The organism is Sinorhizobium medicae (genome assembly GCF_007827695.1).
GTDB lineage: Bacteria > Pseudomonadota > Alphaproteobacteria > Rhizobiales > Rhizobiaceae > Sinorhizobium > Sinorhizobium medicae.
Genome location: NZ_VITA01000027.1, coordinates 26,481 through 52,068 on the forward strand (window position 1 = coordinate 26,481; position 25,588 = coordinate 52,068).

Annotated in this window: 22 protein-coding genes and 8 pseudogenes; 14 read left to right on the forward strand and 16 right to left on the reverse strand. The window is 60.7% G+C overall.

Features of this window, described 5'->3' with window-relative positions; all coding sequences use genetic code 11:
* Positions 1–31 precede the first annotated feature (31 nt).
* From FB009_RS29160 to FB009_RS33715, 4 genes and pseudogenes are all read left to right on the forward strand, one after another.
* On the forward strand, positions 32–946 hold the full coding sequence (locus tag FB009_RS29160; protein ID WP_102045440.1) for a LysR substrate-binding domain-containing protein: 915 nt from the start codon (positions 32–34) through the stop codon (positions 944–946).
* Positions 947–1,100: 154 nt separating this feature from the next.
* Positions 1,101–1,383 (forward strand): annotated as a pseudogene (locus FB009_RS29165) (type II toxin-antitoxin system RelE/ParE family toxin).
* A gap of 28 nt (positions 1,384–1,411) precedes the next feature.
* The gene (locus FB009_RS29170) at positions 1,412–1,711 is read left to right on the forward strand and encodes a HigA family addiction module antitoxin (protein WP_018210431.1); all 300 of its coding nucleotides are present in this window, start codon (positions 1,412–1,414) and stop codon (positions 1,709–1,711) included.
* A gap of 795 nt (positions 1,712–2,506) precedes the next feature.
* Positions 2,507–2,641, forward strand: a complete 135-nt coding sequence (locus FB009_RS33715; protein ID WP_018210430.1) for a hypothetical protein — start codon at positions 2,507–2,509, stop codon at positions 2,639–2,641.
* A gap of 215 nt (positions 2,642–2,856) precedes the next feature.
* Here FB009_RS33715 and FB009_RS29175 read toward each other — a convergent pair whose 3' ends face one another.
* Positions 2,857–3,132 (reverse strand): hypothetical protein, encoded by a 276-nt coding sequence (locus FB009_RS29175; RefSeq protein WP_018210429.1) that lies wholly within the window; start codon positions 3,130–3,132, stop codon positions 2,857–2,859.
* 734 nt (positions 3,133–3,866) lie between these two features.
* On the opposite strand from FB009_RS29175, the gene FB009_RS29185 reads away from it, so the two are divergent.
* From FB009_RS29185 to FB009_RS29200, 4 genes and pseudogenes are all read left to right on the forward strand, one after another.
* Entirely contained in the window at positions 3,867–4,115 is a 249-nt protein-coding gene (locus tag FB009_RS29185; RefSeq protein ID WP_018210426.1) for a FitA-like ribbon-helix-helix domain-containing protein, read from the forward strand.
* Entirely contained in the window at positions 4,112–4,540 is a 429-nt protein-coding gene (locus tag FB009_RS29190) for a type II toxin-antitoxin system VapC family toxin (protein WP_018009980.1), read from the forward strand. Before FB009_RS29185 ends, FB009_RS29190 begins: the two co-directional genes overlap by 4 nt.
* Positions 4,541–4,859: 319 nt before the next feature.
* Positions 4,860–5,005: pseudogene (locus FB009_RS29195) on the forward strand (NYN domain-containing protein); the annotation flags it as partial.
* A gap of 474 nt (positions 5,006–5,479) precedes the next feature.
* Positions 5,480–5,659 (forward strand): hypothetical protein, encoded by a 180-nt coding sequence (locus tag FB009_RS29200; protein ID WP_018210425.1) that lies wholly within the window; start codon positions 5,480–5,482, stop codon positions 5,657–5,659.
* Between the two features lie 1,344 nt (positions 5,660–7,003).
* Here FB009_RS29200 and FB009_RS29210 read toward each other — a convergent pair.
* Both FB009_RS29210 and FB009_RS29215 read right to left on the reverse strand, forming a co-directional pair.
* Positions 7,004–7,463: pseudogene (locus FB009_RS29210) on the reverse strand ((R)-mandelonitrile lyase).
* Positions 7,464–7,551: 88 nt separating this feature from the next.
* Positions 7,552–8,325 (reverse strand): annotated as a pseudogene (locus FB009_RS29215) (PQQ-dependent sugar dehydrogenase); the annotation flags it as partial.
* Between FB009_RS29215 and FB009_RS29220 the strand changes: the two are divergent.
* The 4 genes and pseudogenes from FB009_RS29220 to FB009_RS29235 form a co-directional block, all read left to right on the forward strand.
* Positions 8,324–8,677, forward strand: a pseudogene (locus tag FB009_RS29220) (LysR substrate-binding domain-containing protein); the annotation flags it as partial. The pseudogenes FB009_RS29215 and FB009_RS29220 overlap by 2 nt on opposite strands.
* A 297-nt stretch (positions 8,678–8,974) precedes the next feature.
* Positions 8,975–9,306: pseudogene (locus tag FB009_RS29225) on the forward strand (type II toxin-antitoxin system RelE/ParE family toxin).
* Positions 9,296–9,619, forward strand: a complete 324-nt coding sequence (locus tag FB009_RS29230) for a helix-turn-helix domain-containing protein (protein WP_018210417.1) — start codon at positions 9,296–9,298, stop codon at positions 9,617–9,619. Before FB009_RS29225 ends, FB009_RS29230 begins: the two are co-directional and overlap by 11 nt.
* A 65-nt stretch (positions 9,620–9,684) precedes the next feature.
* Positions 9,685–9,810, forward strand: a pseudogene (locus FB009_RS29235) (winged helix-turn-helix transcriptional regulator); the annotation flags it as partial.
* A gap of 82 nt (positions 9,811–9,892) precedes the next feature.
* On the opposite strand, the gene FB009_RS29240 reads toward FB009_RS29235, so the two are convergent.
* The 8 genes from FB009_RS29240 to FB009_RS29280 form a co-directional block, all read right to left on the reverse strand.
* On the reverse strand, positions 9,893–11,089 hold the full coding sequence (locus FB009_RS29240) for a M20 metallopeptidase family protein (protein WP_102045377.1): 1,197 nt from the start codon (positions 11,087–11,089) through the stop codon (positions 9,893–9,895).
* Positions 11,090–11,159: 70 nt separating this feature from the next.
* The gene (locus FB009_RS29245; protein WP_102045378.1) at positions 11,160–12,161 is read right to left on the reverse strand and encodes an ABC transporter ATP-binding protein; all 1,002 of its coding nucleotides are present in this window, start codon (positions 12,159–12,161) and stop codon (positions 11,160–11,162) included.
* Entirely contained in the window at positions 12,158–13,138 is a 981-nt protein-coding gene (locus tag FB009_RS29250; protein ID WP_101779379.1) for an ABC transporter ATP-binding protein, read from the reverse strand. The genes FB009_RS29245 and FB009_RS29250 overlap by 4 nt, the downstream gene beginning before the upstream one ends.
* Positions 13,135–14,049, reverse strand: a complete 915-nt coding sequence (locus tag FB009_RS29255) for an ABC transporter permease (protein WP_017277190.1) — start codon at positions 14,047–14,049, stop codon at positions 13,135–13,137. The genes FB009_RS29250 and FB009_RS29255 overlap by 4 nt, the downstream gene beginning before the upstream one ends.
* A 4-nt stretch (positions 14,050–14,053) precedes the next feature.
* Entirely contained in the window at positions 14,054–15,028 is a 975-nt protein-coding gene (locus tag FB009_RS29260) for an ABC transporter permease (protein ID WP_028055280.1), read from the reverse strand.
* Positions 15,029–15,176: 148 nt separating this feature from the next.
* Positions 15,177–16,787, reverse strand: a complete 1,611-nt coding sequence (gene ggt / locus FB009_RS29270) for a gamma-glutamyltransferase (protein ID WP_127582232.1) — start codon at positions 16,785–16,787, stop codon at positions 15,177–15,179.
* Positions 16,784–17,638 (reverse strand): hydrolase, encoded by an 855-nt coding sequence (locus tag FB009_RS29275; protein ID WP_102045380.1) that lies wholly within the window; start codon positions 17,636–17,638, stop codon positions 16,784–16,786. Before FB009_RS29275 ends, ggt begins: the two co-directional genes overlap by 4 nt.
* Positions 17,639–17,695: 57 nt before the next feature.
* A complete protein-coding gene (locus FB009_RS29280; protein WP_102045381.1) occupies positions 17,696–19,270 on the reverse strand; it encodes an ABC transporter substrate-binding protein in 1,575 nt (524 codons plus the stop codon).
* A 188-nt stretch (positions 19,271–19,458) separates the two neighbouring features.
* Between FB009_RS29280 and FB009_RS29285 the strand changes: the two genes are divergently transcribed.
* Positions 19,459–20,226 carry an IclR family transcriptional regulator gene (locus FB009_RS29285; protein WP_028055278.1) on the forward strand — a complete coding sequence of 256 codons (768 nt, stop codon included), beginning with the start codon at positions 19,459–19,461 and terminating at the stop codon, positions 20,224–20,226.
* Positions 20,227–20,284: 58 nt separating this feature from the next.
* Positions 20,285–20,516 (forward strand): annotated as a pseudogene (locus FB009_RS33445) (ISL3 family transposase); the annotation flags it as partial.
* 118 nt (positions 20,517–20,634) lie between these two features.
* Here FB009_RS33445 and FB009_RS29295 read toward each other — a convergent pair.
* The 5 genes from FB009_RS29295 to FB009_RS29315 form a co-directional block, all read right to left on the reverse strand.
* Positions 20,635–22,107, reverse strand: a complete 1,473-nt coding sequence (locus tag FB009_RS29295) for an NAD-dependent succinate-semialdehyde dehydrogenase (RefSeq protein ID WP_127582229.1) — start codon at positions 22,105–22,107, stop codon at positions 20,635–20,637.
* A 70-nt stretch (positions 22,108–22,177) separates the two neighbouring features.
* Positions 22,178–23,257 (reverse strand): ABC transporter ATP-binding protein, encoded by a 1,080-nt coding sequence (locus FB009_RS29300; RefSeq protein ID WP_101778471.1) that lies wholly within the window; start codon positions 23,255–23,257, stop codon positions 22,178–22,180.
* Positions 23,254–24,054: an ABC transporter permease gene (locus FB009_RS29305; RefSeq protein WP_028055214.1), complete on the reverse strand. Its 801-nt coding sequence runs from the start codon at positions 24,052–24,054 to the stop codon at positions 23,254–23,256. The genes FB009_RS29300 and FB009_RS29305 overlap by 4 nt, the downstream gene beginning before the upstream one ends.
* A 1-nt stretch (position 24,055) precedes the next feature.
* Positions 24,056–24,931, reverse strand: coding sequence for an ABC transporter permease (locus FB009_RS29310; RefSeq protein ID WP_127582227.1), 876 nt, complete (start codon positions 24,929–24,931; stop codon positions 24,056–24,058).
* A 111-nt stretch (positions 24,932–25,042) separates the two neighbouring features.
* Positions 25,043–25,588: extracellular solute-binding protein (locus FB009_RS29315; protein WP_145162649.1), on the reverse strand; the 546-nt coding region annotated here is incomplete at its 5' end.

A 25,588-nucleotide genomic window follows, 5' to 3' on the forward strand; every position in this document is an offset into this window, starting at 1 on the left:
CTAGGTCTTATGAATCAGGAGGCAGGCCGCAGTGAGCACATTCAGGCGCAATATTCCGTCGCTTTCCGCGCTCGTGACCCTCGAATCAGCGGCGCGACACATGAGCTTTACGGAGGCGGCAAAGGAGTTGAACGTCAAACAGCCCGCCGTGAGTCGCCAGGTCCGGACCTCGAGCGGAAGCCTCGGCTCTCCGCTCTTCGTCCGACGTCACCGCGCGCTGGACCTGACGCCGAAGGGGCAGCAGATGGCGACAGTGCTCACACAGTCGATCGAACACATCGTCGGCACATGGCAAGAGATCCAGGGCGCCATGGCAAGAAAACGGCTTCACGTTTCCGCCTACGACGCCTTTTCGACCCTCTGGCTTGCCCCGCGTCTGTCGCTTTTCCGCGCGGAGAACCCGGAGCTCAGCATCTTCGTCGATACGCAGGATCACGATCCGGACCTCAGACGTAACGACTTCGACCTCGCGCTGCGTTTCGGCGACGGACATTGGTCCGATGGTGAGGCAATCTTCCTGTTCCGCGACGAAATTGTTCCTGTCTGCAGTCCGGGATATCTCCGCGAGCTTCCGCCCATGACAACGCCCGACAGTATGAAGGCGCACAGCATCATCGACTACAGCCGGGGCGGCAGGGCGTGGCAAGGCTGGGAGGACTGGACCCAGTTTGCCTTCGGCAGGCCGATCGAAGCGCGCACCGACACCTATTACAGCTACTACATGGATGCAGTCACCGCCGCGGTGGAGGGACAAGGTGTCGTGCTAGGCTGGAAGGCGATCGTCGAAAAGTATCTCGATACCGGTGCGCTGGTCGCGATCTCGCCCGCTGTCATGACTAGCGCCTCTGCGCACTACATTGTTATAACCCAAAACCGCAGAAACATGGACGCCGTCGAGCGTTTCAAAGCTTGGATCGTTGAGGTCTGCAGGCGGTATCAACGTTAATTCGGTAGTCGAACGCCTTGAACGGAATCGAACCGAGATCGGCCATTTTCGGATTGCGTAAAAGAATCGCGATTGCGAATCTGTATCGTGCAATGATACATATTGGTTGACTTTCACCAGTATCACCATACGATACAAGCATGAAGAGCCAGACGTGATCAGGTCATTTAAGGACGCCAGAACCGAAGCCGTTGCGCGCGGCAAGGCACCAAAAAGCTTTCCTTCAAATATCGTGAGGTCGGCCGTTCGTAAATTGACGATCCTGAACAGTGCTGCCGCTCTCGACGACTTGCGTTCCCCCTCCGGGAAATCGACTTGAAGCGCTGAAGGGCGATAGAGAAGGCCAATACTCAATCCGGATCAATGATCAGTGGCGCATATGCTTCGTATGGACAGACGCCGGTATCGAAGACGTCGAAATAGTTGACTACCATTAAATGCCAATCGTGGCACAGGGAGCTTGAGATGACCCATATCCTTCCGCCGGTCCATCCGGGCGAAATCCTCCGCGAGGAGTACCTACGTCCCCTTAACATGAGCGCTGGCGCACTGGCGAAAAAGCTCAATGTTCCTCGCACCCGCATCGAACGTATAGCGGCGGAGCAAACACCGATCACGACGGATACCGCGTTGCGCCTCGCCAAATATCTCCGCACAACGCCGGAGTTTTGGATGAACATGCAGATCAGCTTCAACCTCAAGACAGAGGAAATAGCACTTCGTCGCGAACTGGAGTTGATCCCGGAAATCGATAGAGCGGCATAGCCCGCCCCTGTCTCCACGTACGGCACATTCCAGTCGATACAATATGCGATCTTCTGTAACGGGCTTTGCGCCAATCCCTTGTGCGCTTAATCCCTCGCCGAGTGCTTGCTTCTGTCCGCAGTCGGAGCTTTGCCGCTGCTCTATGGTGTCTGCTGAGGAGACCGGTTGGCCAATTTTAGAAGCGCAGTCACCCTTGTGCTGCTGATCGCATAGCGGCCTAACCCATCCATCGTCCCGGCGAAGGGACCTTGCTGCGGAGGGCTGATGGCTGTGCCCGTCCGAAAGCCTGTCTCGTCGTCTCCTCCGATCAAGCCGCCAGGGCTGGCGCTCCCTTATGAGCAATGAAGTTGGTTCTATCCCTGAGCATGCAATGCAACACCACCGCCAGCTTGCGGGCCAGCGCCACGCGGGCATTGCCGCGTGGCCGTTTTACTATGTCGAGGCCTCCCATAGGAAGACCGCCAAGGCGGTTCCAGGACGGTCATCGCGACCTGATCCTGCGCGCTCTTTTGCCGCTCCAGTCGTAATCCATCTGGTCACCTTGAAGGTGAGATTGGCCGCCTCAGCGGTGGCTTCCAGCCGCCCTCGTGTGAGCGCCAGCCCCAGGCGAGGCCAGCCGAGGCGCTGACTTCTAACCGACTCCTCCCCGCACGAGACGGCTGAAAGAACATAGCGCCTAACGCCTGCTCGGGGCCATTGGCCCATCCGCCGTAATCCCGCCACTCGGTCACGATCAGGAGAAATCGATGGCGTACGGCCGTCGAGCAGTCTCAGAGGGGTGGTCTTCCGCCGAACATGCAAGAGCGTGAAGGTTGCGCCGAAGTGCAATTCCGCAGCTTCGAAAATGAGGTCCGCAAGATCGACAATATAGGCGCCTACCGCATCATCGTTACCGAGCAGTCGTCCGACGAATACGGCGTCCTCGATTAAGGACCCGCAGACGCTTCTCAGCCAACAGGCCGGTGATCTAAAAGTTACGCGGGAAATCTTCCAGCTCATCGAAGGCGGCACATGCGGCGAAACGGTAAAGGAAGCGCCACCGGCCAGGGAGGGCGCTGCCTGCTCAGGTCGGCTCCAGCAGTTGGGGGGACGTTTTTAAGAAACCGACATGAGTTCGCGCTGAGCAACTCGCTTAGCGACCGCGCCTAACTCCTCAGTTTCCACATCGTTCCGAAGAATTCCGGTTCGGTCCACCACCTCGTGGGCGCGGGGCTGCTGCCGTCTGCGCCGGCTGGGTCTTCGTCATCGGGCAGCCAGCCCTGCCAGCCATTTCCCAGCGCATCCTGCGCCTGCTGCCCGTCGAGCCGGCTGGCCAACTGCTGGAGCAGCTGACGCTCCGAAATGCCGCTCTCCGGCGGCAGGTACGCGGCTATGTCCCTCTGGCAATCCTGAATCAGCTTTCTCATCTTTTCTGAACTCATTTCGGTGACCACTCCCTTTGAACAGCAATCCCCGCGCTCTGGCGGGGCTTGTTCTGTCCGGGACAGCCCGTTCAGGACAGAACATAATACTCCGGGCTGTCGTACTTCAATGCACAACTTGCTGGAGTAAAGTTTGGTTCCGCACCTAATTCTTAAGGATTACCGACGCTTCGAAGATGCCGGTGTCGGCTGCCGGACTGGCCCCTCAGACTACGAGCTAAGCCAGGACGAATAGCGCAACGATGGCTAGGAGGATCATGATACCAGCGACGTTGAGCGAGTGCATACGGCCTGCCTCTGTCTTTCGCAAGTGAACCTCGCCGGCGACCGTATGTTCCGCATAGAGTCCTCCACAGGGTCCGAAAATCACGGAGGGCACGGCCAAATATGCGAGTGCCCGGGTGCCGGTCGACACGGCCACTGCTAACAGGTTTGGGGACCTGATTGCCGATTGGCTCGGCATTATGAAACCCTGCTGGACGCCGAGGATGCGTTCGCGTGACGCGGGAACATTCTCGCGGCAATCTGCCGGTAAACTTGGCGCCCCACGCTGACGAGTTCTTGTCGTGGATCAGCCGGCATGCTCCGTTCTGCGCGGTCTCGTTGTGCTTTGGCATCGTCTTCCCCAGGTCGTCTTTGCACGCGGTCGATCGCAATCTGAAGGGCGATCAGACCATCCTTGCAACGACTGCAATCAATGATTAAATTGCAATCAATGATGAACGGAGGCTCCTATGGCCAGCATGACGATCCGCAATCTCGACGATAGCCTCAAGCAGCGGCTCAGGCTGCGCGCCGCCGCGCACGGGCGCTCGATGGAAGACGAGGCCCGCGACATCCTGCGCGTGGCGCTGTCGACCACTGGAAGGCAACCGGGCAATCTCGCCGCCGCCATTCGCGCCCGCATCGCGCCGACCGGCGGCGTCGCGCTTGAAACACCCCCACGCGAGGCGATCCGCGAAGCGCCGGACTTCTCCGCATGATCATCCTCGACACCAACGTGCTGTCGGAATTGCTGACGCCGGCGCCGTACGCTGCTGTCGAGGCGTGGCTCGCCGAGCAGCCGCCGACGTCGGTGTTCACCACGACCGTCACCGAAGCCGAGATCCTTTACGGATTGCGGCTTCTACCGGATGGGCGCCGCCGGCGCCACCTCGAGGGGGCCATCGTACCGATCTTTCGCGAAGATCTTGCCGGACGCATTTTGCCCTTCGACAGCGAGGCTGCAGACGTCTATGCCACGCTGGCTGTGGAGCGGCGCAAGGCCGGTCGCCCTATCAGCCAATTCGACGCACAGATTGCCGCGATCGCCCGTTCCCGCGGCGCGGCGTTGGCAACGCGCAATGTCGCGGACTTCGAAGGCACCGGCATTGCCATCATCAATCCTTGGAGCCATCAGCTCCCGTGATTTCGGGACGCCGTCCTATTTGGATTTTGGGAACACGCTCCGCGTCTCTTCGAGATTGCCCTCGGCGTCACCGTTTGGACGAACTTCCAATCAGAACACGGAATTCAAGACCGCCCTGAAACTCCGGCCATCCAGGTCGTCCGGATTGCTAGTTCACAAATTTGATCGGCAGCACGCACCTGCAGATTGTCGCCGAGCCAACAAGTACTAGCAATATGGCATTCACATGTTGCTGCTCGTCTAACGTCCAGCAGCGCGATTCCGCTTTGGCGCAACCGATCGGCCGCAAATTGAATGAATGCAAACAGAGGAAATCGCCATGTTCGATAGCCGCGAGAAAATCGCACTTTTCATAAACGGCGCCAATCTCTTTGCTGCATCCAAGGGTCTGGGCTCGATATCGATTACAGCAAACTGCTAGAGGCTTTTCGCAAACGCGGTTATGTGTTGCGTGCCTATTATTACATGCTTTCGTGCTGTTTTGGGGATTGGTGATCAGGGGTCGGGCTGAGGAGCATGGGGTGGTCTAGCGGTCGCCTTGACGAGAAATCCGGCGTCGGCGAGCACACTCGCGAAGCCCAACAGCAACATCGCTTCGGCGTCGGTATCGTAACCGCTTCCATATCCCCGCCTTGCCCGGCTCTGCGCAGCTGAATCGTATGAAACGCCGAAACCCTTATCCGCCGGTTCCTCGTTCTTCTGGGTTAGGCGCGCTCTAGGACTTCGGTCTGAGCCTCATAGGCGCAAAGGTCCTAGGCAGGTAGCAGACGGAAACCATCGACGCAAATTGGAGTTGTCACCCCCGAGCGGCCCCCTCGTCAGCCGCTCGTGTGAGTGAGTTCCTCAGCGCTGCCTTGCGTCGTCCCTTCTAGGCAGCGCTGCGGCTCCCTCGCCCGATGACAATCCCTTGCGAATGTGATGTACAGAAGGAGTTGGTTGATGCGCGACAGAGATGATTTTGGGCTGCCGGAGCAGAGAGCATCCACCGGCCTGCCCCTGAGCATCATGCTTCTATCGATGTTGACGATTGGCCTTTACCTGGTCGTCGGCGGCGCGCTCGTGCAGAACGAGAGCCGAAGTGTCGCGGTTTACATCCCTACTGTGCCGATCGCGCGGTAAGACCGCGAGAGAACCATTTTTCAAAGAGAAAGCGATATTCTCAGGTGCTTCAAACCGCGTTAGTATTGGAGTACTCAGCCGGGTGAGCCCCTGAACATGATATCGCCGAGCAAGCAAGCGCGATTCTTAGGAGCTTGCGGGCGCTTTGCGTCGGTCACCTCACCTACTGGGACGCTGTTGCTTTGCACGAGCCTGACGTCAGACGTCATTGCATGTTCCGTCAGAGGACGGCGGGGCCATAGGTGACAACCGTTGCCAGGTCCGGAATAAATCGGATCTCACAACAACAGAGCTGCAATGGGAAGCCCGCTGCAGCTCTGATCGCGACGCTTTCCATCATCCGCTCGGGCTCTCGCCCTGTTCCATTCAAGGGAACCGCTTCGAACGTCGCCTGCATATATTGTACTCTCACTCGAAGTGGAATCAAGGAACGCGCCTGATTCATCCGCGCCGGAGTTCAACTCTTCTTCCGCTCACAGATGAATCGCGCCCACGCCTTACAATCGTCGGCTCGTCGGGCCCGTCTACGCGTTGCAGCTACAATAGCCAATATCTGTATTCCTGTTGATACATTGTGTGATCTTCTGAGCACGGAACGCGAACACTCTAGCTGGTGCGTTACGCCAGATACTCGCAACGCGTTGCTGTGGGCCCACTCCTGTGGATCGCCCGTGCGACAACGACCTGGTGCTGGAGCCCTTCCGCTCGACATTCCGTTCCCGTCGAAGGACAACACACCGGCTGGCCAAAATCGATGTTCTGTGTGGCAACCAAGCAGTTGGCGGCGACGGTCGCAGCAACATCGAAGCTTGGTCGAGCGATTGATCCCGCTGCCGTCGTGCATGAGCTGGTTGTCGAGTAGCGATAGCGGATTTCCACATCCGCTCCGGAAAACGTCGAGAGGTAACCTCCAGGCGCTGCGGTGGATTGGCCGCCCATCGCCGCGCCGTAAATTGTTGCGGTCCCGGACCGGGTTCCAAGAGCCCCGAGAGTCAGCGCTTCGACGCTGCTACTCGAACCGTGCTACCATCAACTGCGGGCTCGGCGACCTGGTCAATTCGCGCGCTTTCATCGCTGCAGATCGAATCCTAAATATAAAGTCGTCTCAAAGAGTGAATTGATCCTCAGGCCACGCAGCGAACTCCTCAAGCCGCTCCAATGCCCTTTCCGCGTCCTTGCGAGTCTTTGCCCGAGCCGTATTGCACTTCCAGGAGGGTCGCAAGTTTGACTCCTGCTTTGCAGGCAATGCTTTCCCCAATGCCGCTTTTAGTAGCTTGATGGCGGCCTGATGATCGCCCTGATTAATCTCGCCGCGGACTTTGGCGGTGCATTAAAGCTTAGGGGTCACCGTACGAACTCCTCATCAGTGACGAGCTTGCCCCATTCGACGTTCTTGCCCTCCTTCATGTAGGAAATCGCGATGTGGCCCATGCCGGTCTTGTCGGTTGCCCCGTGCCAATGATTGACGCCGACCGGAATCCAGACGACATCGCCGGGGCTGATCTCCCGCTTTGCGCTGCCTTCGCTGCACCCATCCCTTGCCCGAGGTGACGATCAGCATCTGGCCAGCGGGATGCGTGTGCCAAGCGGTGCGAGCCCCCGGAGCGAAGGTTACATGACCGCCGGTGCCGTGCGTGAATTCGTTCGCCGGAAACAGCGAGTCGACCACGACATGGCCAGTGAACAACTTGGCGTCGCCTAGCGCGGATGGCGCTGATGCATTCGGTGTGATCTCGATGTTTTGCGCATGAGCTAATGCCGTCGACAGCGTGACAAGCGATGCGGCTGCGATCAGTTTCTTCATCTCGTTTCCTTTCCGAAGCTCGGCAGGCCAATGATGGTCAAACACTTCGGCAGTTCGCCGAAACCTCAAGGTTAAGCGGAGCGGTCCGTCAGTTCTGCGCTGATAGTCTGACCAGTCGGTCCTTCGAAGGTCCTTGCCCTCGTGGTGATCGATTGGTGGTGATGAGCAGGAGGTCGTCGTCGACTGGAAGCACATGCCGGACACGCTCACCTAAGCTGACGACGGGCTGGAGCGTTCGGTCTTGCCGATCGAGCACATAAAGTCCGCGCCCCTGGAGGGCCGTTACCAGGAGTTCGTTGCCGGCGAACGCTATTCCCGACGGCGCCCAGGTGTCGCCGCCCGAATGGACGAACGGCGGCTGCATACCCTCCTGGGTTTCATCGCCCGAGATGATCGGCCAGCCGTAGTTGGCGCCGGGCGCAATCAGATTGATCTCATCGAGAGCGGCCTGGCCGTGTTCGGCGACGAACAGCTCACCCTCACCGTTCCAGGCCAGTCCTTGCGGATTGCGGTGGCCATAGGAGTACACGAACGAGCCCTGAAACGGATTGTCTTCGGGAACGCCACCGGCAAGCGTCAGGCGGAGAACTTTTCCGGCGAGACTTTGGAGATCCTGCGGGCGCTCGTAATTTTCGGTCCACCCCGTCGTGACATAGAGATGGTCGTCAGGACCGATGGCGATGCGGCCACCATTGTATAGTCGATGGCCAGGAATGGCATCGACGAGCACAGCGGTTTCACGCCACGTGTTCCCGTCAAATCTGGCGGCAACGACCCTGTTGGCTGGTTCCGAGCCGGATGAATAGGAATAATAGACGAATGCCCGACCGCTATCGGCGAAGTCCGGCGCAAGCGCGATGCCGCCGCCGAAGACGCCGCAGGAACTCACCGCGTACCGCTGCATCAACCTGCGGCTACCCAGCTATGGAGGCTTTTATGCGTGGGAGTTCGAACGAGACGGAGGCGAAGTCCGGGTAAGGGTGGATGGTCAGGTGGCGTTCAACGGCGTGCCGCAGGTCGTGAGAGCTGCCCTGGACGGATACGGCCTCACCTATGTTCACGAAGACGTCGTTCGGGAGTATCTCGATGACGGACGGCTTGTGCAGGTCCTCGACGACTGGACGCCGCCGTTTCCCGGATATCATCTCTACTACCCCTCGCGCCGGCATCCGTCCCCCGCGTTCACCTTGCTGGTCGAGGCTTTGAAAGAGTGAACGCTCGGAAAAAGGACAGAAGTACTGACCCAAAGGCAACGTAGCGGCAAAAACGGCAAGGCGGTCGTCGCTGTCAACTGAGAACTCGCAGGGCCTCGAAAATGAACAGAAGGCGCGTCTGCGTGAAATCGGACTTCTTGACCAGAAGCCGTTGTTTAGACAAAGCGGCGCTTGCTGCGAAGATTTTGAATCAGGTATGGGAAGCGGCGTAGTTCCTGCAGATTTTTCCCCGGAAACTTGATAAGTGTAGCACGCAGTGCTATATGAAGAGATGTTAGAACGGACTTTCAAAACGGCGTGGTTTCCAAAGCAGCGAAGAAAGCGCGGATCTCCGACAAGGCCCTTTGCAAGGCGATTGAGCAAGTCGCACGCGGACAGGCTGATGACCTCGGTGGCGGCGTGTTCAAGAAGCGGCTCAACGACAACAGCTTCGTTCGATCGTTCTGGCGAAGGCCGGTGAGTACTGGGTGTTTGCCTATCTGTTCGCGAAGAAGGACCGCGCAAACATCGATGACGACGAGCTCCTGGTTTTCCGGAAGCTTGCCGAACTCTATCGGCGCAAGACACAGGCCGAGCTTGATGCGGAAATCGGGACCGGCGCCCTATTGGAGATTTGCAATGGCGACTAAGCGCAAGTTCAAGAGCGATGCCTTTGAGGCGATCCATAGCGCCGTCGAAGACATGTATTCGGCAGGTACCATCGACAAGGAAACCATGAAGACCTTCGATGAGACTTGCCTTTCCATCCCGCAGGAGCTGACGCCAAGCGAGATCAAGGCGCTGCGCGAGAACAATCATGTCAGCCAACCAGTCTTCGCGAGCTACCTGAACACCAGTGCATCAACAGTGCAAAAGTGGGAAACCGGCGCGAAGCGGCCGAGCGGCCCCGCATTGAAGCTGCTCTCGATCGTCCGGAAACACGGTCTCGAGATGCTGTCCTAGAAGGACATTGCCGCGAAACGATAAGCGCTCACAGTTCCAGCCGATACATTATGCGATCTTCTCAGCACAGTGTCTGGCTGAAGGGCATGTGGCTTATACTGCAGTCGGATAAAGGTTTGTCCTCGGTGCGCCTGGCCGAGGCTCTGGGGGTGAGCCAACCCACGGCCTGGCGGATGGGACACGCGTTGCGTCCGTCGCTGTTTTCGGTTGATAAAGGCCCGATACTCTATGCGATTTCTTGGGGCACAGAAGGTAAACATCTCGAACGGCTAGTCAGCTCAGGAGATCGACCGCGGTTCGCGCCAGAGCCAGCGTTCCGAAGGCGATGGATCGCTCGTCGGGCTGATAGTCCGGGTTGTGCACCTTGTCCGACCGGCCTGGCTGGGAGGAACCGACGAGCAGCCGGAACGCCGGGACCATTTGCGCGATCAGCGCAAAGTCCTCGCCTCCCATGCTTGGTTCATAATCGAAGGCCACGTCGCCAAGCTGCGCGCTGATCGCACCCATGGTGCGCTGCAGCATGCCCGCATCGTTGAAGATAGGGGGCGTGCCGCGTCTGTAAGTAAGCTCGCAGCCCGCCCGGAAGCTCAACCCCACGCCCTCGCAAAGCCGGCGCAGGCCGGCCTCTGCCGCATCCCGGGCCTCCGGCTGCCGGCTGCGCACGGTTCCCTTCAGTTCGCACCGTTCAGGGATGATGTTGCGGGCCTCGCCGGCATGGATCGAGCCGACTGTCACCACGCAGGCGTCGAGCGCCCGCACATCCCGCGACACGATGGTCTGCAACTGCCCGATCAGCTGGGCCGCGATGACGATCGGATCGACGGCGGCGTAAGGACGGGCCGCATGCCCGCCCTTGCCATGCACGGTGATGTCGAATGAATCGACCGCGGCGTTCGCATAGCCGTGCACGATGCCGAACTGGCCGACGGGTATTTCGGGCCGGTTATGCAGGCTCAGCGCCATGTCAACGCCTTCCATCACCCCGTCGGCAATCATTTCCTTCGCGCCGCCGACGGCTTCCTCCGCCGGCTGAAAGATGAGGCGGACGTTGCCGGCCAGCCGGTCCTCCAGGCGCTTCAACACGGCGCCGACGGCAAGGACCGTCGCGGTGTGGAGATCGTGGCCGCAGGCATGCATGCGGTTCGCGATCTTGCTCGCATAGGCCAGCCCCGTCTCCTCCTGCATCGGCAGGGCGTCCATGTCCGCACGGATCAGCAGGGTCGGACCGGGCCTCTTGCCGCGGATGTGCCCGACGACACCGGTGCGACCGACGCCGGTCTGGTGCTCAATCCCGAGGCTCGCCAGGGTCTCCGCGACGAGGGCAGCCGTCCGGACCTCCTCGAAGGCGATTTCGGGATATTCGTGGATGCGCCTGCGGATATCGATGAAGCGCGCCTCGTTTTCATCGACCATAGCCGCAAGCAGCGACGCTACGTCATTGACGCCGGAATGGGAAAGCTTCTCGGCCACGGCTGACCTCCTGCCTCTCGGGTTGAGTTTGTTGATGCGATCGCGTCCTAGTCGAGCGCCTCCGGCGCGTTCAGCCATTCAGATGACAGGCCGACAGGTGTTTCGGCGCGATTTCCTTGCGGACCGGGACTTCCACGCGACAGCGCTCCATGGCGAAGGGACAACGGGGATGGAAATGACAGCCTTTGGGCGGATCGAGCGGGCTAGGAAGTTCGCCTTCCACGGCTTTGAAACGCCGTTTGCCCGTTTCGATGCGGGGAACTTCCGCCAGGAGGGCCCTCGTGTAGGGGTGGTTTGGACGTCTGAAGACATCCTCGACGGGCGCTTGCTCGACGATCCGGCCGAGATACATAATCGCCACGCGGTCGGAAATGTGCTCCACCACGCCGAGATCATGGCTGACGAAGAGGTAGGTCAGGTCCAGCCGCTCCCGCAGGTCCATGAACAGGTTGATCACCTGAGCCTGGATGGAGACGTCGAGGGCGGCGACGCTTTCGTCGCAGACGAGGAACTTCGGCTGCACGGCCAGCGCCCGCGCGATGTTGACCCGCTGGCGCTGACCGCCCGAGAACTGGTGCGGATAGCGTGTCTTCATGGACGGATCGAAGCCGGCCAGTGTCAGGTAGTTGTCCACGTAGGAGGCGCGTTCCGTCGCGGTTGCCATGCCGTGCGTCTTCGGCGCCTCCCAGATGAGCTCCTCGATAGTCATGCGCGGATTGAGGGCGGCCATCGGGTTCTGGAAGATCATCTGCGTGGCAAGGCCGGCCTCCTTCTGCTCGGCGGCAGACATTGTGTTGCGGTCCACCCCCTTCCAGAAGACGCTGCCGCCGGTCGGCGTAGCGATCCCGGCGATGACGCGGCCGAGGGTCGATTTTCCGCAGCCGCTTTCCCCGACGAGGCCGACGACCTCGCCGTTGCGAATGCTTAGGCTGACGCCATCCAGCGCATGAACCACCGGAGCGGGCTTTGCCAGCTTCAGGCCGAGCGCGATCTTCGCGGCAAGGTCCGGCCTCGCGCCAAAACGCTGCGTTATCGTCCTGGCCTCGATCAGGGGGGGGTCGACAGCCTTCATGATGCTGATACTTTCGTCACGGGATGGATGCAGCGGAAGGATCGGTCGCCCGAAGGCGCGAGCTCCGGTATGACGAGACAGCCGTCGTCCGCCCGCTCGCAGCGCCTGCGGAAACTGCAGCCCTGCGGGAGGCGGTTGAGGGCTGGCGTCATGCCGTCGATCTGGCGCAAGCGCTCGCCGCGTTGGTTCTGCGAGGGAACGGAGGCGATCAGGCCTGCGGTGTAGGGATGGCGGGGATCGTTGAGAACCTCGGAGACGGGGCCGGTCTCCACCAGCCGGCCAGCATACATGACGGCAATATCGTCGGCCAACCGCGAAACGATGGCGAGGTCATGGGTGATCCAGATCACCGCAGTCTTTGTCTCCTCGGTGAGCTTCTGGAACTCCGCGATGATCTGGCTCTGGATCGTCACGTCGAGCGCCGTCGTCGGTTCGTCGGCGATGATGAGGTCCGGCTTGTGCAGGAACGCGATGGCAATGGCCACCCGCTGGCGCATACCACCGGAAAACTGGTGGGGATAGGCTGCGAGCCGCTCCTCGGGGCTGGGAATGCCGACAAGGCCCAAGGCGTCGCGGGCGCGCTGCCGGGCGATATCCTTCGACACGCTCTCATGGGCCAGCACGGCCTCGATCATCTGCGTGCCGACCGACAGAACGGGGTTGAGCGTCACCGTGGGATCCTGGAACACCATCGCGATCCGCTTGCCGCGGAGACGGCGCATCTCCTCTTCCGAATTCCGGCTGAGATCCACGCCGTCGAAGAGGATCTCGCCCGAGGCAATGCGGCCGGGCCGCTCCAGAAGCCGGATAATCGAGAAACCGGTGACGGATTTTCCGGAGCCGGACTCGCCCACGAGGCCGAGTACGCGGCCGCGTTCAACGGAAAAGGACACATCGTTGACAGCCCGGATGCCGGACCGCCCTTTGGCCCCGCCGAACTCGGTGACCAGATTGCGTACCTGCAAGAGTGCGGTCATGATGCGTTCCTCGGATTGAGCACGTCGCGAAGGCGATCGCCGACCAGATTGATGGCGACGATTGTGACCAGGAGCGCAATGCCGGGGAAGAAGCTGATCCAGTAGAGGCCCGTCAGCAGATACTGGTACCCGGTCGAGATCAGCATGCCGAGCGAGGGTTCGGTGACGGAGGCCCCGAGACCGAGGAAGGAAAGCGTCGCCTCAAGGCCGATGGCGCGCGCCACCTGCATCGTTGCGATAACGATCACGGGGGCAAGACAGTTCGGCAGCAGATGCCGAAAGAGAATGCGCCAGCCCGGCAAGCGGAGCATGCGCGCGGCCTCGATATATTCCTTCTCGCGCTCGACGAGGGCGGTGGCGCGGACGGTGCGCGCATAGGTCGCCCATTCGGCGATGATCAGCGCGATGACGACATTGAGCACGCCCTTGCCGAGGACCGCCAGCATCATCAGCGCCATCAGGATAGTCGGGAACGACAGCTGCAAGTCGACCAGGCGCATGATCACGATTTCCGTCCGCCGTCCCATATAGGCGGCAAACAGCCCCGCCGTCGTTCCGATGATGGCGGCCGCGAAGGCAGAGAGCACGCCGACCAGCAGCGACGTGCGGAGGCCATAGAGGATGCCGGACAGGATGTCGCGGCCCTGACTGTCGGTGCCGAGGTGGTAGACGAAGCCGGTCATGGATTCCGAACCCGGCGCCAGGCGCCCGTCCATGATGTCCAGCTGCATCAGGTCGTAGGGGTTCTGCGGCGATATCCAGGGCGCAAAGAGCGCCAGGCAACAGATGACGAGGAGGGTAATGAAGCCGATCGCCGCCGCCGGCGAGGCGAAGAAATCGGCGAGGTACTTGGAAAGGCGGCCGGGTTCCGGCAGCGCTTTGTCCGTCTCTTGCATATTGTGTTCGGCCATGCGTCTAAGCCTTTGAATCCAGCCGGACCCGCGGATCCAGGATGGTGTAACAGACGTCGATGATGAAGTTCAGGACGACGAAGAGGAGGACCATCATCATCAGGTAGGCGACGATGACGGGCCGATCGAGAAGGTTGATCGAGTCGATGATCAGCTTGCCCATGCCCGGCCAGGCGAAGATGCTTTCGGTTACAACCGAAAAGGCGATGAGCGAGCCGAATTCGAGGCCAATGATCGTCACGACGGGGATCATCAGGTTCTTGAGCACGTGTACGGCGATCACCCGGCGCTCGCGCAAACCCTTCGCCCGAGCGAACTTGACATAATCCTGGGGCAGGACCTCCTGCACCCCGGCGCGCGTCAGCCGCAGGATGAGGGACGTCTTGAACAGAGCGAGGTTGAAGGCGGGCAGGAGGAGGTGCCTGATCCCCTCGCCGGTCAGAAACGACCATTGCGCGCCGAACAGCTCCAGCGTCGGGCCGCGCCCGTTGGTCGGCAACCAGCCAAGCTCGACCGAGAAGACCATGATCAGCATCAGGCCGACCCAGAATGTCGGCAGCGAAAACCCGAGGATCGAGCCGCTCATGATCAGCTTCGACGAGACTCGGTTCGGATAGAGTCCGGCGTAAAGACCGAGCGGCAGGCCAAAGACGAGCGCGATCGTCAAAGCCGAGATCGCCAGTTCGAGCGTTGCCGGCAGCCGTTCCAGGATGAGCCCCATGGCCGGGCGGCCATAGACGAAGCTGTCGCCGAAATCACCGTGCAGCAGACCTTGCAGGAACAGGAGATATTGCCGCCAGAGCGGCTGGTCGAGACCATAATGGGCGATCACACGGGCGCGCTCAGCCTGATTGGCGTCGGGGTTGATCAAGATATCAACCGGATTGCCGATCACGTTCACGCCGATGAACACGATCACCGTCATCGCGACGACGACGAACACCGCCTGTATCAACCGCCTGATTATCGATGTGACCATTTTCTTCTCCAGGGCCCCTGTTTTCACCGCATTGTCCTACCCGAAGCGGTTTCGCTCCCGAGCGGTTTTCCGCCTGCACCCCGCTTTAGCCCAATAGAATCGATCCCCTTCATGATTTTAGATCGATCCGAGCCAAAATCGTCGTGATCTAGGCGACGGAGATCGCCATCCCGTCGCGTTGCGGATCGGCGGCTCCCCTGGAGATGCCGTTTTCTATCCTGATCGCGTGGACCGCCGCGAAGGCGTAGGTCTGGGGCGAGCGGGCCACTTGATACCCTTCCGCGCGCAGTTCGTCCTCGACCGAATGGCGGATGCGGTTGCAGATGTCGATGGTGTTCGACACCCCGACGATCCGCGGCGCGACCACCGCCTCGAGGACCGGCATGCCGAAGTCGATCATGTTCATCAGGCATTGTGCGACGGCCGGGGCGATATAGCTCCCACCCGGCGCACCGATCACGATGCTGGGTTCGTCGTCCTTGAAGACGATGGTCGGCGCAGCGGAACTCGGCCTGCGCTTTCCGGGAGCGATTGAACCGGGCTTCCCCGGAACCGGATTGAAGCGGCTCATAGTGCCGTTATACATGAAGCCGAGCCCGTCCGTGATAGCACCGGACGGGCTGCCCAGCGTGTGGGTCATGGCGACGGCGTTGCCGTCCTTGTCGATAACCGAGATATGGGTCGTCTCGCGTTGCGACCGGTCGAGGCGCGAGACATTGGCTCTCTCACCGGCCTTGATCGACGCGGCCAGGGCGGCTGCATGGTCGCGAGACAGCAGCTTCTCGTAGGGCACCTCGACATAGGCGGGATCGCCCATGTGCGCGTCCTTGTCGATCGTCATCCGCTTCATGGCCTCGAACAGGATGCGGATATGCTGGGCGCTGCCGTGCTGCATCGTGCCGACGTCGAACTGTTCCATGATGTGCAGGAGTTCGAGCATCGGGAAGCCGGAACCCGGCGGAGGCGATGTGGCAATGCGGTGCCCGCGATATTCGCCCCAGACGGGTTTCACGCGCGACAGCTCGTAGCGCGCGAGATCCTGCCGGTCGATCAGGCCGCCATTGGCCTTGAAATCCTCGGCGATCTGCTCGGCGATCTCGCCATGGTAGAAGATGTCGGATCCCCCACTGTGCGCGATGCGTTCGAGCGTCTGCGCCATGTCCGTGTTGACGAGCATTTCCCCGACATTGCGAATATCGCCGTCCTCATGGAAATACACGCGCCGGCCGGTGACGGAGTAGCGCAGCTTTTCGTACGTGTTCGCGAACCCGTCGTCCGACTGGTCCTTGGTCCAGTACCAGTGCATGTGGCTGCGGATCATGAAGCCGTCGCGGGCATAGCGGATCGCTGGTGCGATGAGATCGGCCCAGTCGAACGTGCCGTAGTCCCGGAGAGCCGTCTCGTAGCCCTTGAGGGATCCGGGCGTGCAGACCGCAAGGTAGCCGATATCAGAGACATTGCCTTCCAGGACGTAGCCGAAGCCGTCCCGGCTCTGATGCTTGATAGCGCCCAGCCACATGTCCGGCGTCGCCTTCAAGGGGGCGCGAGCGTAGAATTCGAGGACCTCGTGCACGCCCTTTTTCGGCATGTGCACATGCATGGAGCCGAACCCGCCGATGCCCGCCATCTGCGGATCGACGACGCCCTGCACGAAGGCGCAGGCGAGCGCGGCGTCGATAGCGTTGCCGCCGCGCTCGAGCACATGAGCACCTGCTTCCACCGCCTCAGGCTGCGGCGCGACAATGGTTGCATTTCTCATCTTGCGCGACGGTCCTTTGATACCTTTGCGAGGAAGCTCTTGACGTGGCCCAGCACCTTGATCCGGTCGTGGGAGACCCCCGGCACGCGCTCGAAGCTCACATTCACACCCGCATCGCTGAACGATTTCGCAAGCGCCGCCAGACGCTCGGGCCGCGTCGCGCCGGCATCGTTCGCGCCCTCCATGTAATACCGCCCGCCGGGCTGGTGGGTGATTTCCCAAGTCTCCAAATCGGCGTCGCCGACAACCATCTGAACAGGGACCTTCGCAAGTTCCTGCGGCTGGAACGGACGGCCGAAACGGGCCTCCAGGTCACGTATGCCGACCCACCAGTCGCGCGTCGCATCGAGAAGCGTAACCGAGCCGGGAGCGCCGATCGACGCGGCCCAGAGCTTTTCAGGGTGAAGGATGGCGAAGCGATGGGTGAAATGCCCGCCGCCGGAGAAGCCGAACATGGCGAAGGTCGACCAGTCCTGTTCATATTTGGCAGCGACTTCCTCGACCATGGCGAGAACGACGCGGTCATAGCGGATTTCGCCTTCCTCGATGAACTTGTAGCCGGAGCGCGCACCGTCGCCGAGCACGCCGACGGGGAAGATCGGACACAGGATGGCGCAATCGTTGTAGAGGCCGAATTCGGCGAAACCGTCCCGGAAATCGATGGCCGAGGTGCGGCCAGTGCCGTGCACGGCGACCAGTAGGTCGAGTTTGCGGCCATCGGCAGCCGTCGGCGGGACGTAGAGCAGCATATGAAGGCGCGGGTCGGCCCGCGATGCGAAAATCGCCGTCTGGCCGTAGTCATAGATTGCCTTCGCCCGGGCGTTGGCATCGCCCGTTCCGAGTTCCTGCATGATTGTCTCCTGGAAAGGTCAAGGTGGGGCCGCCTCGCACGGCCCCCAGGCCCGGCGTCAGTTTGCGGGTTTTACTTCATAGGCAAGGGTGTACTTGTCGCCGCGCGGCGTGTAGGCGACCGTCTTTCGGGCGCCGAGCACGACGTTTTCGTAGTGCATGGGCAGGATCCAGAGATTATCGAAGGTCTGCTTCGACAGCTCCTGCAGCAGCGGGACGCGCTTCACCTCATCAAGTGTCGAGCTCGCGCGGGCGAGCACCTCGTCTATCTCCGGGTCCGACACAGCGCCGCCATTATAGCGCCCGGTTCCCTTCTCCTCGTCGCGCGTGGCGACCAGGGCGACCGTCGGATTTGTCGTCTCGCCGGTGTTGACGCCCCACGAGCCGAGATAAGTGCTGTACTGGCCTTCCGCATAGGCTTCCGAATACATGGCCCAGGGCATCACCTCGACCTTGGATTGGATGCCGATGCGCGTGAACATCTGCCCGACGGCCTGGAGCACCTCGGCATCCTTGACGTAGCGGCCGGAGGGGCCGTGCAGCGTCATGCTGAAGCCGTCCGGATAACCCGCCTCTGCCAGGAGTGCCTTTGCGGCGGCCGGATCATAGGCGACGCTCTCGACCTTGTCGCTATGGCCGGCATAGCCTTCGGCGACGAACTGGTCGGCGACGGTGCCGTTCTTCTGCATGACGCGGTCGACGATGGCAGGGCGATTGATCGACATCAGCAGTGCACGGCGGACGCGGATGTCCTTGAGCGGGTTCTTGCCGAGGTCCGAACCATCCGCCGCCTTGATGAAGGGCGAGGCATCGCGGCCCACATCCATGCCGAGATAGACCAGGCGTGAGGACTGGCCGTTGATGATCTGGAGGTTTTCGCTCGCCTCGACTCGCGCCATGCCGTCTGCCGGAAGGGCTTCGATAATGTCGATCTCATCCGACAGAAGCGACGCCAGCCGGGCGCCGTCGTCGGGCAGGAAGCGCAGGGTGACGTTCGACCAGTGTGACGGGCCGGCGAAATAGTTCTCGTTCCGATTCATCGTCAGGTCGCCGCCCGGCGTATAGGAGACGAAGGAATAAGCCCCGGTCCCGATCGCGCACTTGCCGCTGTCGAAATCCTGGACCGCCGCGTCCTTGCAGTCGGCGCTGATGATGCGGATGCGGCTGACCGAATTGAGAATCAGCGGATCGGGAACCTTGGTCTCGACGATGACGGTGAGCGGGTCCTTGACGCTGACATTCGCGATGTTGCGGGTGTAGGACGCAAAACCCTGGCTAGGCTTGTCGCGGGCCCGCAGCAGCGAGGCGACTACGTCGTCGGCGTCGAACTCACTTCCGTCATGAAACTTCACGCCTTCACGCAGCTTGAATTCCCAGTGCGTGTCATCGAGAGCCTTCCATTCGGTGGCAAGTTCCGGGGCGTTGGCCGACGTCCCTGTGAGATTAATGAGACTGTCCCAGATGTGCCGGGACGTCGCGTTGTTTGGCGCCGAACTGTCCTCATGCGGATCGAGGGTGGTGGGCGTCGTCGACATGCCGATCGTCAGGGGGGTCTCCTGCGCGGCGGCGAGTGCAGGAATGGCGATCGTGCCGAGCAGAGCGACGGCTGCTCGCGTCAATATATTTGCGGTCATGTTGTTAAATCCCAGTTGGAGTTCCCTGCCGGTCTGATGCCAGCCTTACGAGTGGTTCTGACCCTCTCTTGGAAAAAAGAGTAGGTTCCGAGGACGTTCGTTGTCAAACGGAAAACGATCATGTTACGGTCATCGTTACATTCCATCCCGAGCCATAATCCAGTTATTTCTCTTAAGGAAACTCCCCAGTGAACGATGAGCGAAAACAGGAGAAAATCTCCACAGTTCAATCCGTTGATGTCTGCATTGATGTGCTTCTCGACGTTGCGAAGAATCCGGACTGCAGGTTGGCCGATATCGCCAGAAACATCGGTGAAACCAAGCCAAGAATCTTACGAATGTTACGCACAATGGAACGCCGAGGATTGGTCAGGAAGAGTAGTAGCGGGACGTATCGCCTCGGAAACACCGCGATCGTGCTCGGCACGGCCGCGTCAACGCAGGTTGACCTGGTCAGAATCGCAAACCCGATCCTGGAAGAGCTAGGGCAGAAGGTAAATGAAACGACCCAGCTGAGGATCATCGACAATGGCGAGTCCCTCTGCATCGCCAAGTTCGAGCCGACTCGGGATCTTCGGGTGCATTCTATGATCGGAAGGCGCCGACCGCTTCATGCCGGCTCTTATAAGGTTCTACTCGCCTACCTGCCGCCGCAAGTTCAAGCGCAGATGATTCCCGACAAGCTCGAGCGCTTCACCGCCCGGACCATCACGACCCGCGCCAGGCTGGAGGCGGAGCTGAAACGCGTTCGCGAGGCCGGGCATTGCGTCAGCCGCGGCGAGGTCAGTGATCAGCTTGTGTCGGTATCCGTCCCGGTGCTCGCCTTCGACGGCTCGGTCATTGCTGCCGTGAACATCGCCGCTCCAGCGTTTCGGACACAGGACAGCGACATTCAGCGTTACATCGCCCTATTAAAGAACGCCGCGAGGAAAATATCCGAGGGGCTCGGTTGGTGAAATTGCGACGGCGATAATCCGTTGACGATCTTACCTTGCGATGCGACGGTCCCTTGGCATTGAGTCCTGGCGGTGCACACATGAGAATTGCGAACGACAAACTTTCACCGATCGACCCCCGACGATTGCTTCTCCTTATGCGCACCGGATAAGGAGTATCTCGGAGATTGTTAGTCTGCTCGGCCATAGTGCCGGCGGAAGTCCTGGCTAGCGCTTGGATGCGACGGCTGGGCATGCCAGTCAGCGGCGACACGATCCTGCGGCAGCTGAAGCGGGATGCTTCGCTCGCTTAGTGCGCTGCATTCCACACGATACATTATGCGATCTTCTGAGCACAGAACGGCAACATGCGCCCGTACGCTGCGCCGGAGGCTCCAGCCTCTCACAAAAACGCGCCTCCCGCGCGCATCAGATACTGATACAGAGATACTTGAGTTCCAAATAGTCCTCGATGCCGTACTTGGAACCTTCGCGACCCTGCCCAGACTGCTTGATACCGCCAAAGGGCGCCACCTCAGTGGAGATCAGGCCGGTGTTGATACCAACCATACCGTATTCCAACGCTTCGGCCACGCGGAAGATCTTGCTCAGATCCTTCGCGTAGAAGTAGGACGCCAGTCCAAATTCGGTATTGTTGGCCATCTCAACGACGTCTTCCTCCGTCTCGAACCTGAAAAGCGGCGCAACAGGCCCGAACGTTTCTTCGTGGGCGATCTTCATATCGACCGTGACCCCCGTCAGGACGGTCGGTTCAAAAAACAGGCCGCCTCGGCGATTACCGCCGAGAGCCACCTCCGCCCCCCTTGCTACAGCGTCGCTAATGTGCTCTTCGACCTTCGCGAGAGCCTTTTCCGATATCAGCGGTCCCGCATCGACCTCGGGTTCGAATCCGTCGCCCACCTTGATCTGCCGAACCTTGGCGGCGAGCTTCTCTGCAAAGGCGTCATATATTCCGGCCTGCACGAAAAGCCGATTGGCGCAGACGCAGGTCTGGCCATTGTTGCGGTACTTGGCCACCATTGCGCCTTCCACCGCCGCATCGAGATCGGCGTCATTGAAGACGATAAACGGCGCGTTGCCTCCGAGTTCCAGACCCAGCTTCATGATCTGGTCGGCGCCTTGGCGCATCAGAATTTTCCCGACGTTCGTAGAGCCCGTGAAGGTTAGCTTACGGACCTTGTCGCTTTCGCACATTTGCTTGCCGACCGCGGCGGAATCGGTCGACAGGATCACGCTGAAAACCCCTGCTGGCAGGCCGGCGCGTTCCGCGAGCGTGGCAAGCGCCAGCGCCGATAGGGGCGTCTCCGCAGCCGGCTTCGAAACGACTGCGCAGCCCGCCGCAATGGCAGGCGCCAACTTGCGCGCAAGCATCGCATTCGGAAAATTCCAGGGCGTGATCGCGGCCACGACGCCGATCGGCTGCTTGAGGATGATAATGCGCTTGTTCTGCTGATGACCCGGAATGGTGTCGCCGTAGACGCGCTTGGCCTCTTCGCCAAACCATTCGACATAAGAGGCGCCGTAAAGAATTTCGCCTCTCGCTTCCGCAAGGGGTTTGCCCATCTCCATGGTAAGGATGGTGGCTAGGTCATCAACGTTTGCAACGAGGAGGTCGTAGAGGGCGCGCAGCACCGCGGCCCGTTCCTTGCCAGTCTTTTTTCCCCATGCCTTTTGCGCTGCATGGGCCATATCGATGGCGCGCGCTGTTTCGGCGCGGCTCATGTCGGGTAATGTGGCGATGATCTCGTCGGTCGCCGGGTTCCTGACCTCGAACGTCTTGCCGCTGTCGCTCCTGCCGAGCCATTCGCTTCCGACCAGGGCTCTGTTGAGCGCGAGGCTCGAATCCTTCAGCTTAGCGAGAAGTTTTTCCGAAATGGTCATTTACAAGTGTCCTTGCGATAGAGCGCCGGCTTTTAGCCGTTTGCCGGCCTTCTCGGCATGCCGGCTGCAACTATTGGCCGAAGACGTGCGCCGACTCTGCGTCGAATTTCAGCCAGACAGCGTCGCCGCGATTGAGGCCGGAGATTGCCTCGTGGCCGAATGGGAGGCGGACCGACAGATTGTTGCCTTTGCTGGTCTTCGTCGCCACATGGACGTTGTTGCCGAGGAAGGTGATATCGCTGACCGTGACAGGCAAGCCAGACTCCGACTGCCTTTTCGACAAGAGCAGGCGCTCCGGCCTCAGCATAAGTGCTGCCTTGCTGCCGGAGGATGCGGTCCCATGAAGGGGGATGTCCGCGACGGTCATGGTCTCGCAAATCGCGATCTCGGCTCGGCCATTCCCTGCGGAGACTACGTTGCAGGGCAGGAAATCGCTGTCGCCGATAAACTCCGCAACGAAGCGGGTGGCGGGATTGGCGTAGAGTTCCGGTCCGGTGCCGATCTGATCGATCACGCCCTTCGAAAAGACGGCAATCCTGTCGGACAGCCTGAGCGCCTCCTCCTGGTCGTGCGTAACGTAGAGGATCGTTACCTCCGTCTGCTGATGAATCCGACGAATCTCGTGCTGGATCTCCTCGCGCAGCTTCTTGTCCAGCGCGGAGAGCGGCTCGTCCATCAGCAGCACAGGTGGGTCATAGGCAAGAGCGCGCGCCAAGGCGACCCGCTGCTGCTGGCCACCTGACATTTGCGCTGGCTTGCGATCCTCGAAGCCCTCGAGCCGCACGAGCTTCAGCATCTGGCGCACCTTGGCGTCGATCTCCGCCTTCGGCAGGCGGCGGACCTTCAGCGGAAACGCAATGTTCTCGCCAACCGACAAGTGCGGGAAGAGTGTGTAGCGCTGGAACACCATTCCGATATTGCGCTTATGAGAGGGCGTTGACAGCAGAGATTCCCCGTTGAGCAGGATGTCGCCGCCGGTCGGGTCCTCGAAGCCAGCGAGAATATAGAGCGTTGTGCTCTTGCCCGATCCCGACGGGCCGAGAAAGGTCAGGAATTCGCCCTGCGCCACGTCGAGATTGACGTCTTGCACAGCCGTCACGGGTCCGTATTCCTTGCGGATGCCCCGGATTTGCAGAAAGGGCTTGCTCATGATTTCAATCCTTTGCGAACGACGGCAACGAGCACCATCAAAAGCACTGTGAGGAGGATGAGGAGCGTCGAGGCGGCAGCAACGACCGGGGTCAGATCCTGTCGCAGCGTAGCCCAGACCTTGACAGGAAGCGTCTGAAGCGTCGGACTCGACATGAAGATGGCCACGACCACCTCATCCCAGGAGGTGAGAAACGAGAAGATCGCCGCCGAGAAGATGCCGTGGCTGATCGCCGGCAGCGTCACACGGACCTTGGCTTCGAGCGGCGAGGCGCCGCAAAGAACGGCGGCATCCTCGATCGATTTGTCGAAACCCTCAAGCGCATTGCCGATCGAGAGGATCGAGAACGGCAGCGCCAGCACCAGGTGGGAGATGACGAAACCGGTCAGGGTCCCGTTGAGGCCGATCTTGAGGAAGAAGGCGTAAAGCGCCACCGCGAGAACGACCACCGGCAGGATCATCGGCGTCAGGAAGAGCGCCTTCAGCCCTTCGCGAAAGGCGAACCGGCCGCGCGTCAGCCCGAAGGAGGTGGCGAGACCGAGAAGCACCGAAAGTACGGTGACGATGATCGCGATCTGGAAGCTGGTCCACGCCGATGCCAGCCAGCGCGGATCGGCGAACAGCTCCTGATACCACCGGAGCGTCCAACTCGGCGGCGGGAAGATCAGCCATTGCGACGAGCCGAAGGACAGCGCGGCGATGAAGAGGATCGGCAGCAGCAGGAAAGCGGTGGTGAGCACGGTGATACCGAAAAGGACCAGCTTCCACCAGCCGAGGCGATTTAGGTTCAGGAGCATCTTAGCGTCCTCCCATCCTATCGGTGCCGAAGAAGCGCAACTGCACCGCATAGAGGGCAAGCGTCACGACCAGGAGCACCAGGGCCGCGGCACCGCCCATGCCCCAGTTGACGAGCGACTGCACGAATTGGGCGATGAGTTCGGCGAGCATCATATTGGCCGTTCCGCCAAGCAGTGCCGGGGTGACGAAGTAGCCGAGCGACATGACGAAGACCATGAGCGCGCCGGCCGCCATACCAGGCACTGCCAAGGGCAGAAGAACCCGGACTAGTGATTGCCATCGGTTGGCGCCGCAGAGTGCTGCCGCCTGCAGGATCGCCGGATCGATTTTTTTGATGACGCCGTAGAGCGGCAGGATGATGAAGGGCAGCATAATGTAGGTCATGCCGATTGTTACGCCCGTGAGATTGTTGACGAGCGGCAGAGGCTTATCGATCAGCCCGAGCCCGATCAGCACCTTGTTGATGACGCCTGTTCGCTGCAGCAGCACCATCCATGCATAGGTGCGTGCAAGCAGGTTCGTCCACATTGACAGCAGCAGGATAGCGAAGACGATCGAGGCGGCGCGACCCGGCATCACCGCCAGTGCCCAGGCGACGGGAAAGCCGATGAGCAGCGAAACGACGGTGACGAGGCCGGAGACCAGGAAGGTGTTCGTGAAGATCCTGAGATAGGTCGAAGAGCCCAGCAGTTCGACATAGTTGCCGAGGCCAGGCACGGGTTCGGTGACACTGCGCATCAGCAGGATGACAACTGGCACGACGAAGAACAGGACCAGCAACACGAGCGCCGGCAAGGTCAGTTCAAAGTCGGTCAGCCGCCTGACGCGCGTAGGCGCATACGCTCTGCCGCTGTCGGTTTCGGTGTGCGACACCATCGTCGTCTCTCCTCCCATAAAGGCTCCGTCTGAAACGGACCGCGCGCGCCCACCCTCAAACCGCCGGAGCAGCCGGAAGAACGCCGCAACGTCCTTCCGGTGATTTCGGGGTTACTTCGCCTGCCAGGCGTACCAGCGCTCACCGATCGCATCGCGGTTCTCGGCCCAGTAGTTCATGTCGGCGTTGACTTGGCTCGCGGTCTGCGCGTCCGGCAAGGTCTTTGCCAGGTCCGCGTCCATCAGCTCCGGCGAGTCGAGATTGATCGGCGCGTAGCCGGTCAGGTTGGCAAGCTCGGCCTGTGCTTCTGCCGATGTTGCGAGAGCGATGAACTGCATCGCCGCTTCCTTGTTTTTCGCGCCCTTGGGCACGACGAGCGAATCGGCGGCGGTGATGTTCTGCTCCCAGGAGGTCTCGATACCGACGCCGGTCTGGGCAAGAGCCGTCATGCGGCCGTTCCACAGGCTGCCGAAGGGTGCTTCGGCCGAGGCAAGAAGCTGCTGGGACTGCGCGCCGCCCGACCACCAGATGATGTCGCCCTTGATCGTGTCGAGTTTCTTGAAGGCGCGGTCGAGATCGAGGGGATAGAGCTTGTCGGCCGGCACGCCGTCGGCAAGCAGCGCCGCCTCAATCACACCCGGCGCGGACCACTTGTAGAA

Excerpts from the sequence above, each read along its gene's own strand:
- FB009_RS29250 (WP_101779379.1), bottom strand. The coding sequence starts at position 13,138 with ATGACCGCACTCTTGCAGGTACGCAATCTGGTCACCGAGTTCGGCGGG.
- FB009_RS29300 (WP_101778471.1), bottom strand. The coding sequence starts at position 23,257 with ATGAGCAAGCCCTTTCTGCAAATCCGGGGCATCCGCAAGGAATACGGA.
- FB009_RS29190 (WP_018009980.1), top strand. The coding sequence starts at position 4,112 with ATGATCATCCTCGACACCAACGTGCTGTCGGAATTGCTGACGCCGGCG.
- FB009_RS29280 (WP_102045381.1), bottom strand. The coding sequence starts at position 19,270 with ATGACCGCAAATATATTGACGCGAGCAGCCGTCGCTCTGCTCGGCACG.
- FB009_RS29305 (WP_028055214.1), bottom strand. The coding sequence starts at position 24,054 with ATGCTCCTGAACCTAAATCGCCTCGGCTGGTGGAAGCTGGTCCTTTTC.
- ggt (WP_127582232.1), bottom strand. The coding sequence starts at position 16,787 with ATGAGAAATGCAACCATTGTCGCGCCGCAGCCTGAGGCGGTGGAAGCA.
- FB009_RS29275 (WP_102045380.1), bottom strand. The coding sequence starts at position 17,638 with ATGCAGGAACTCGGAACGGGCGATGCCAACGCCCGGGCGAAGGCAATC.
- FB009_RS29260 (WP_028055280.1), bottom strand. The coding sequence starts at position 15,028 with ATGGTCACATCGATAATCAGGCGGTTGATACAGGCGGTGTTCGTCGTC.
- FB009_RS29310 (WP_127582227.1), bottom strand. The coding sequence starts at position 24,931 with ATGGTGTCGCACACCGAAACCGACAGCGGCAGAGCGTATGCGCCTACG.
- FB009_RS29170 (WP_018210431.1), top strand. The coding sequence starts at position 1,412 with ATGACCCATATCCTTCCGCCGGTCCATCCGGGCGAAATCCTCCGCGAG.
- FB009_RS29185 (WP_018210426.1), top strand. The coding sequence starts at position 3,867 with ATGGCCAGCATGACGATCCGCAATCTCGACGATAGCCTCAAGCAGCGG.
- FB009_RS29175 (WP_018210429.1), bottom strand. The coding sequence starts at position 3,132 with ATGAGTTCAGAAAAGATGAGAAAGCTGATTCAGGATTGCCAGAGGGAC.
- FB009_RS29255 (WP_017277190.1), bottom strand. The coding sequence starts at position 14,049 with ATGGCCGAACACAATATGCAAGAGACGGACAAAGCGCTGCCGGAACCC.
- FB009_RS29245 (WP_102045378.1), bottom strand. The coding sequence starts at position 12,161 with ATGAAGGCTGTCGACCCCCCCCTGATCGAGGCCAGGACGATAACGCAG.
- FB009_RS29295 (WP_127582229.1), bottom strand. The coding sequence starts at position 22,107 with ATGACCATTTCGGAAAAACTTCTCGCTAAGCTGAAGGATTCGAGCCTC.
- FB009_RS33715 (WP_018210430.1), top strand. The coding sequence starts at position 2,507 with ATGCAAGAGCGTGAAGGTTGCGCCGAAGTGCAATTCCGCAGCTTCGAA.
- FB009_RS29200 (WP_018210425.1), top strand. The coding sequence starts at position 5,480 with ATGCGCGACAGAGATGATTTTGGGCTGCCGGAGCAGAGAGCATCCACC.
- FB009_RS29230 (WP_018210417.1), top strand. The coding sequence starts at position 9,296 with ATGGCGACTAAGCGCAAGTTCAAGAGCGATGCCTTTGAGGCGATCCAT.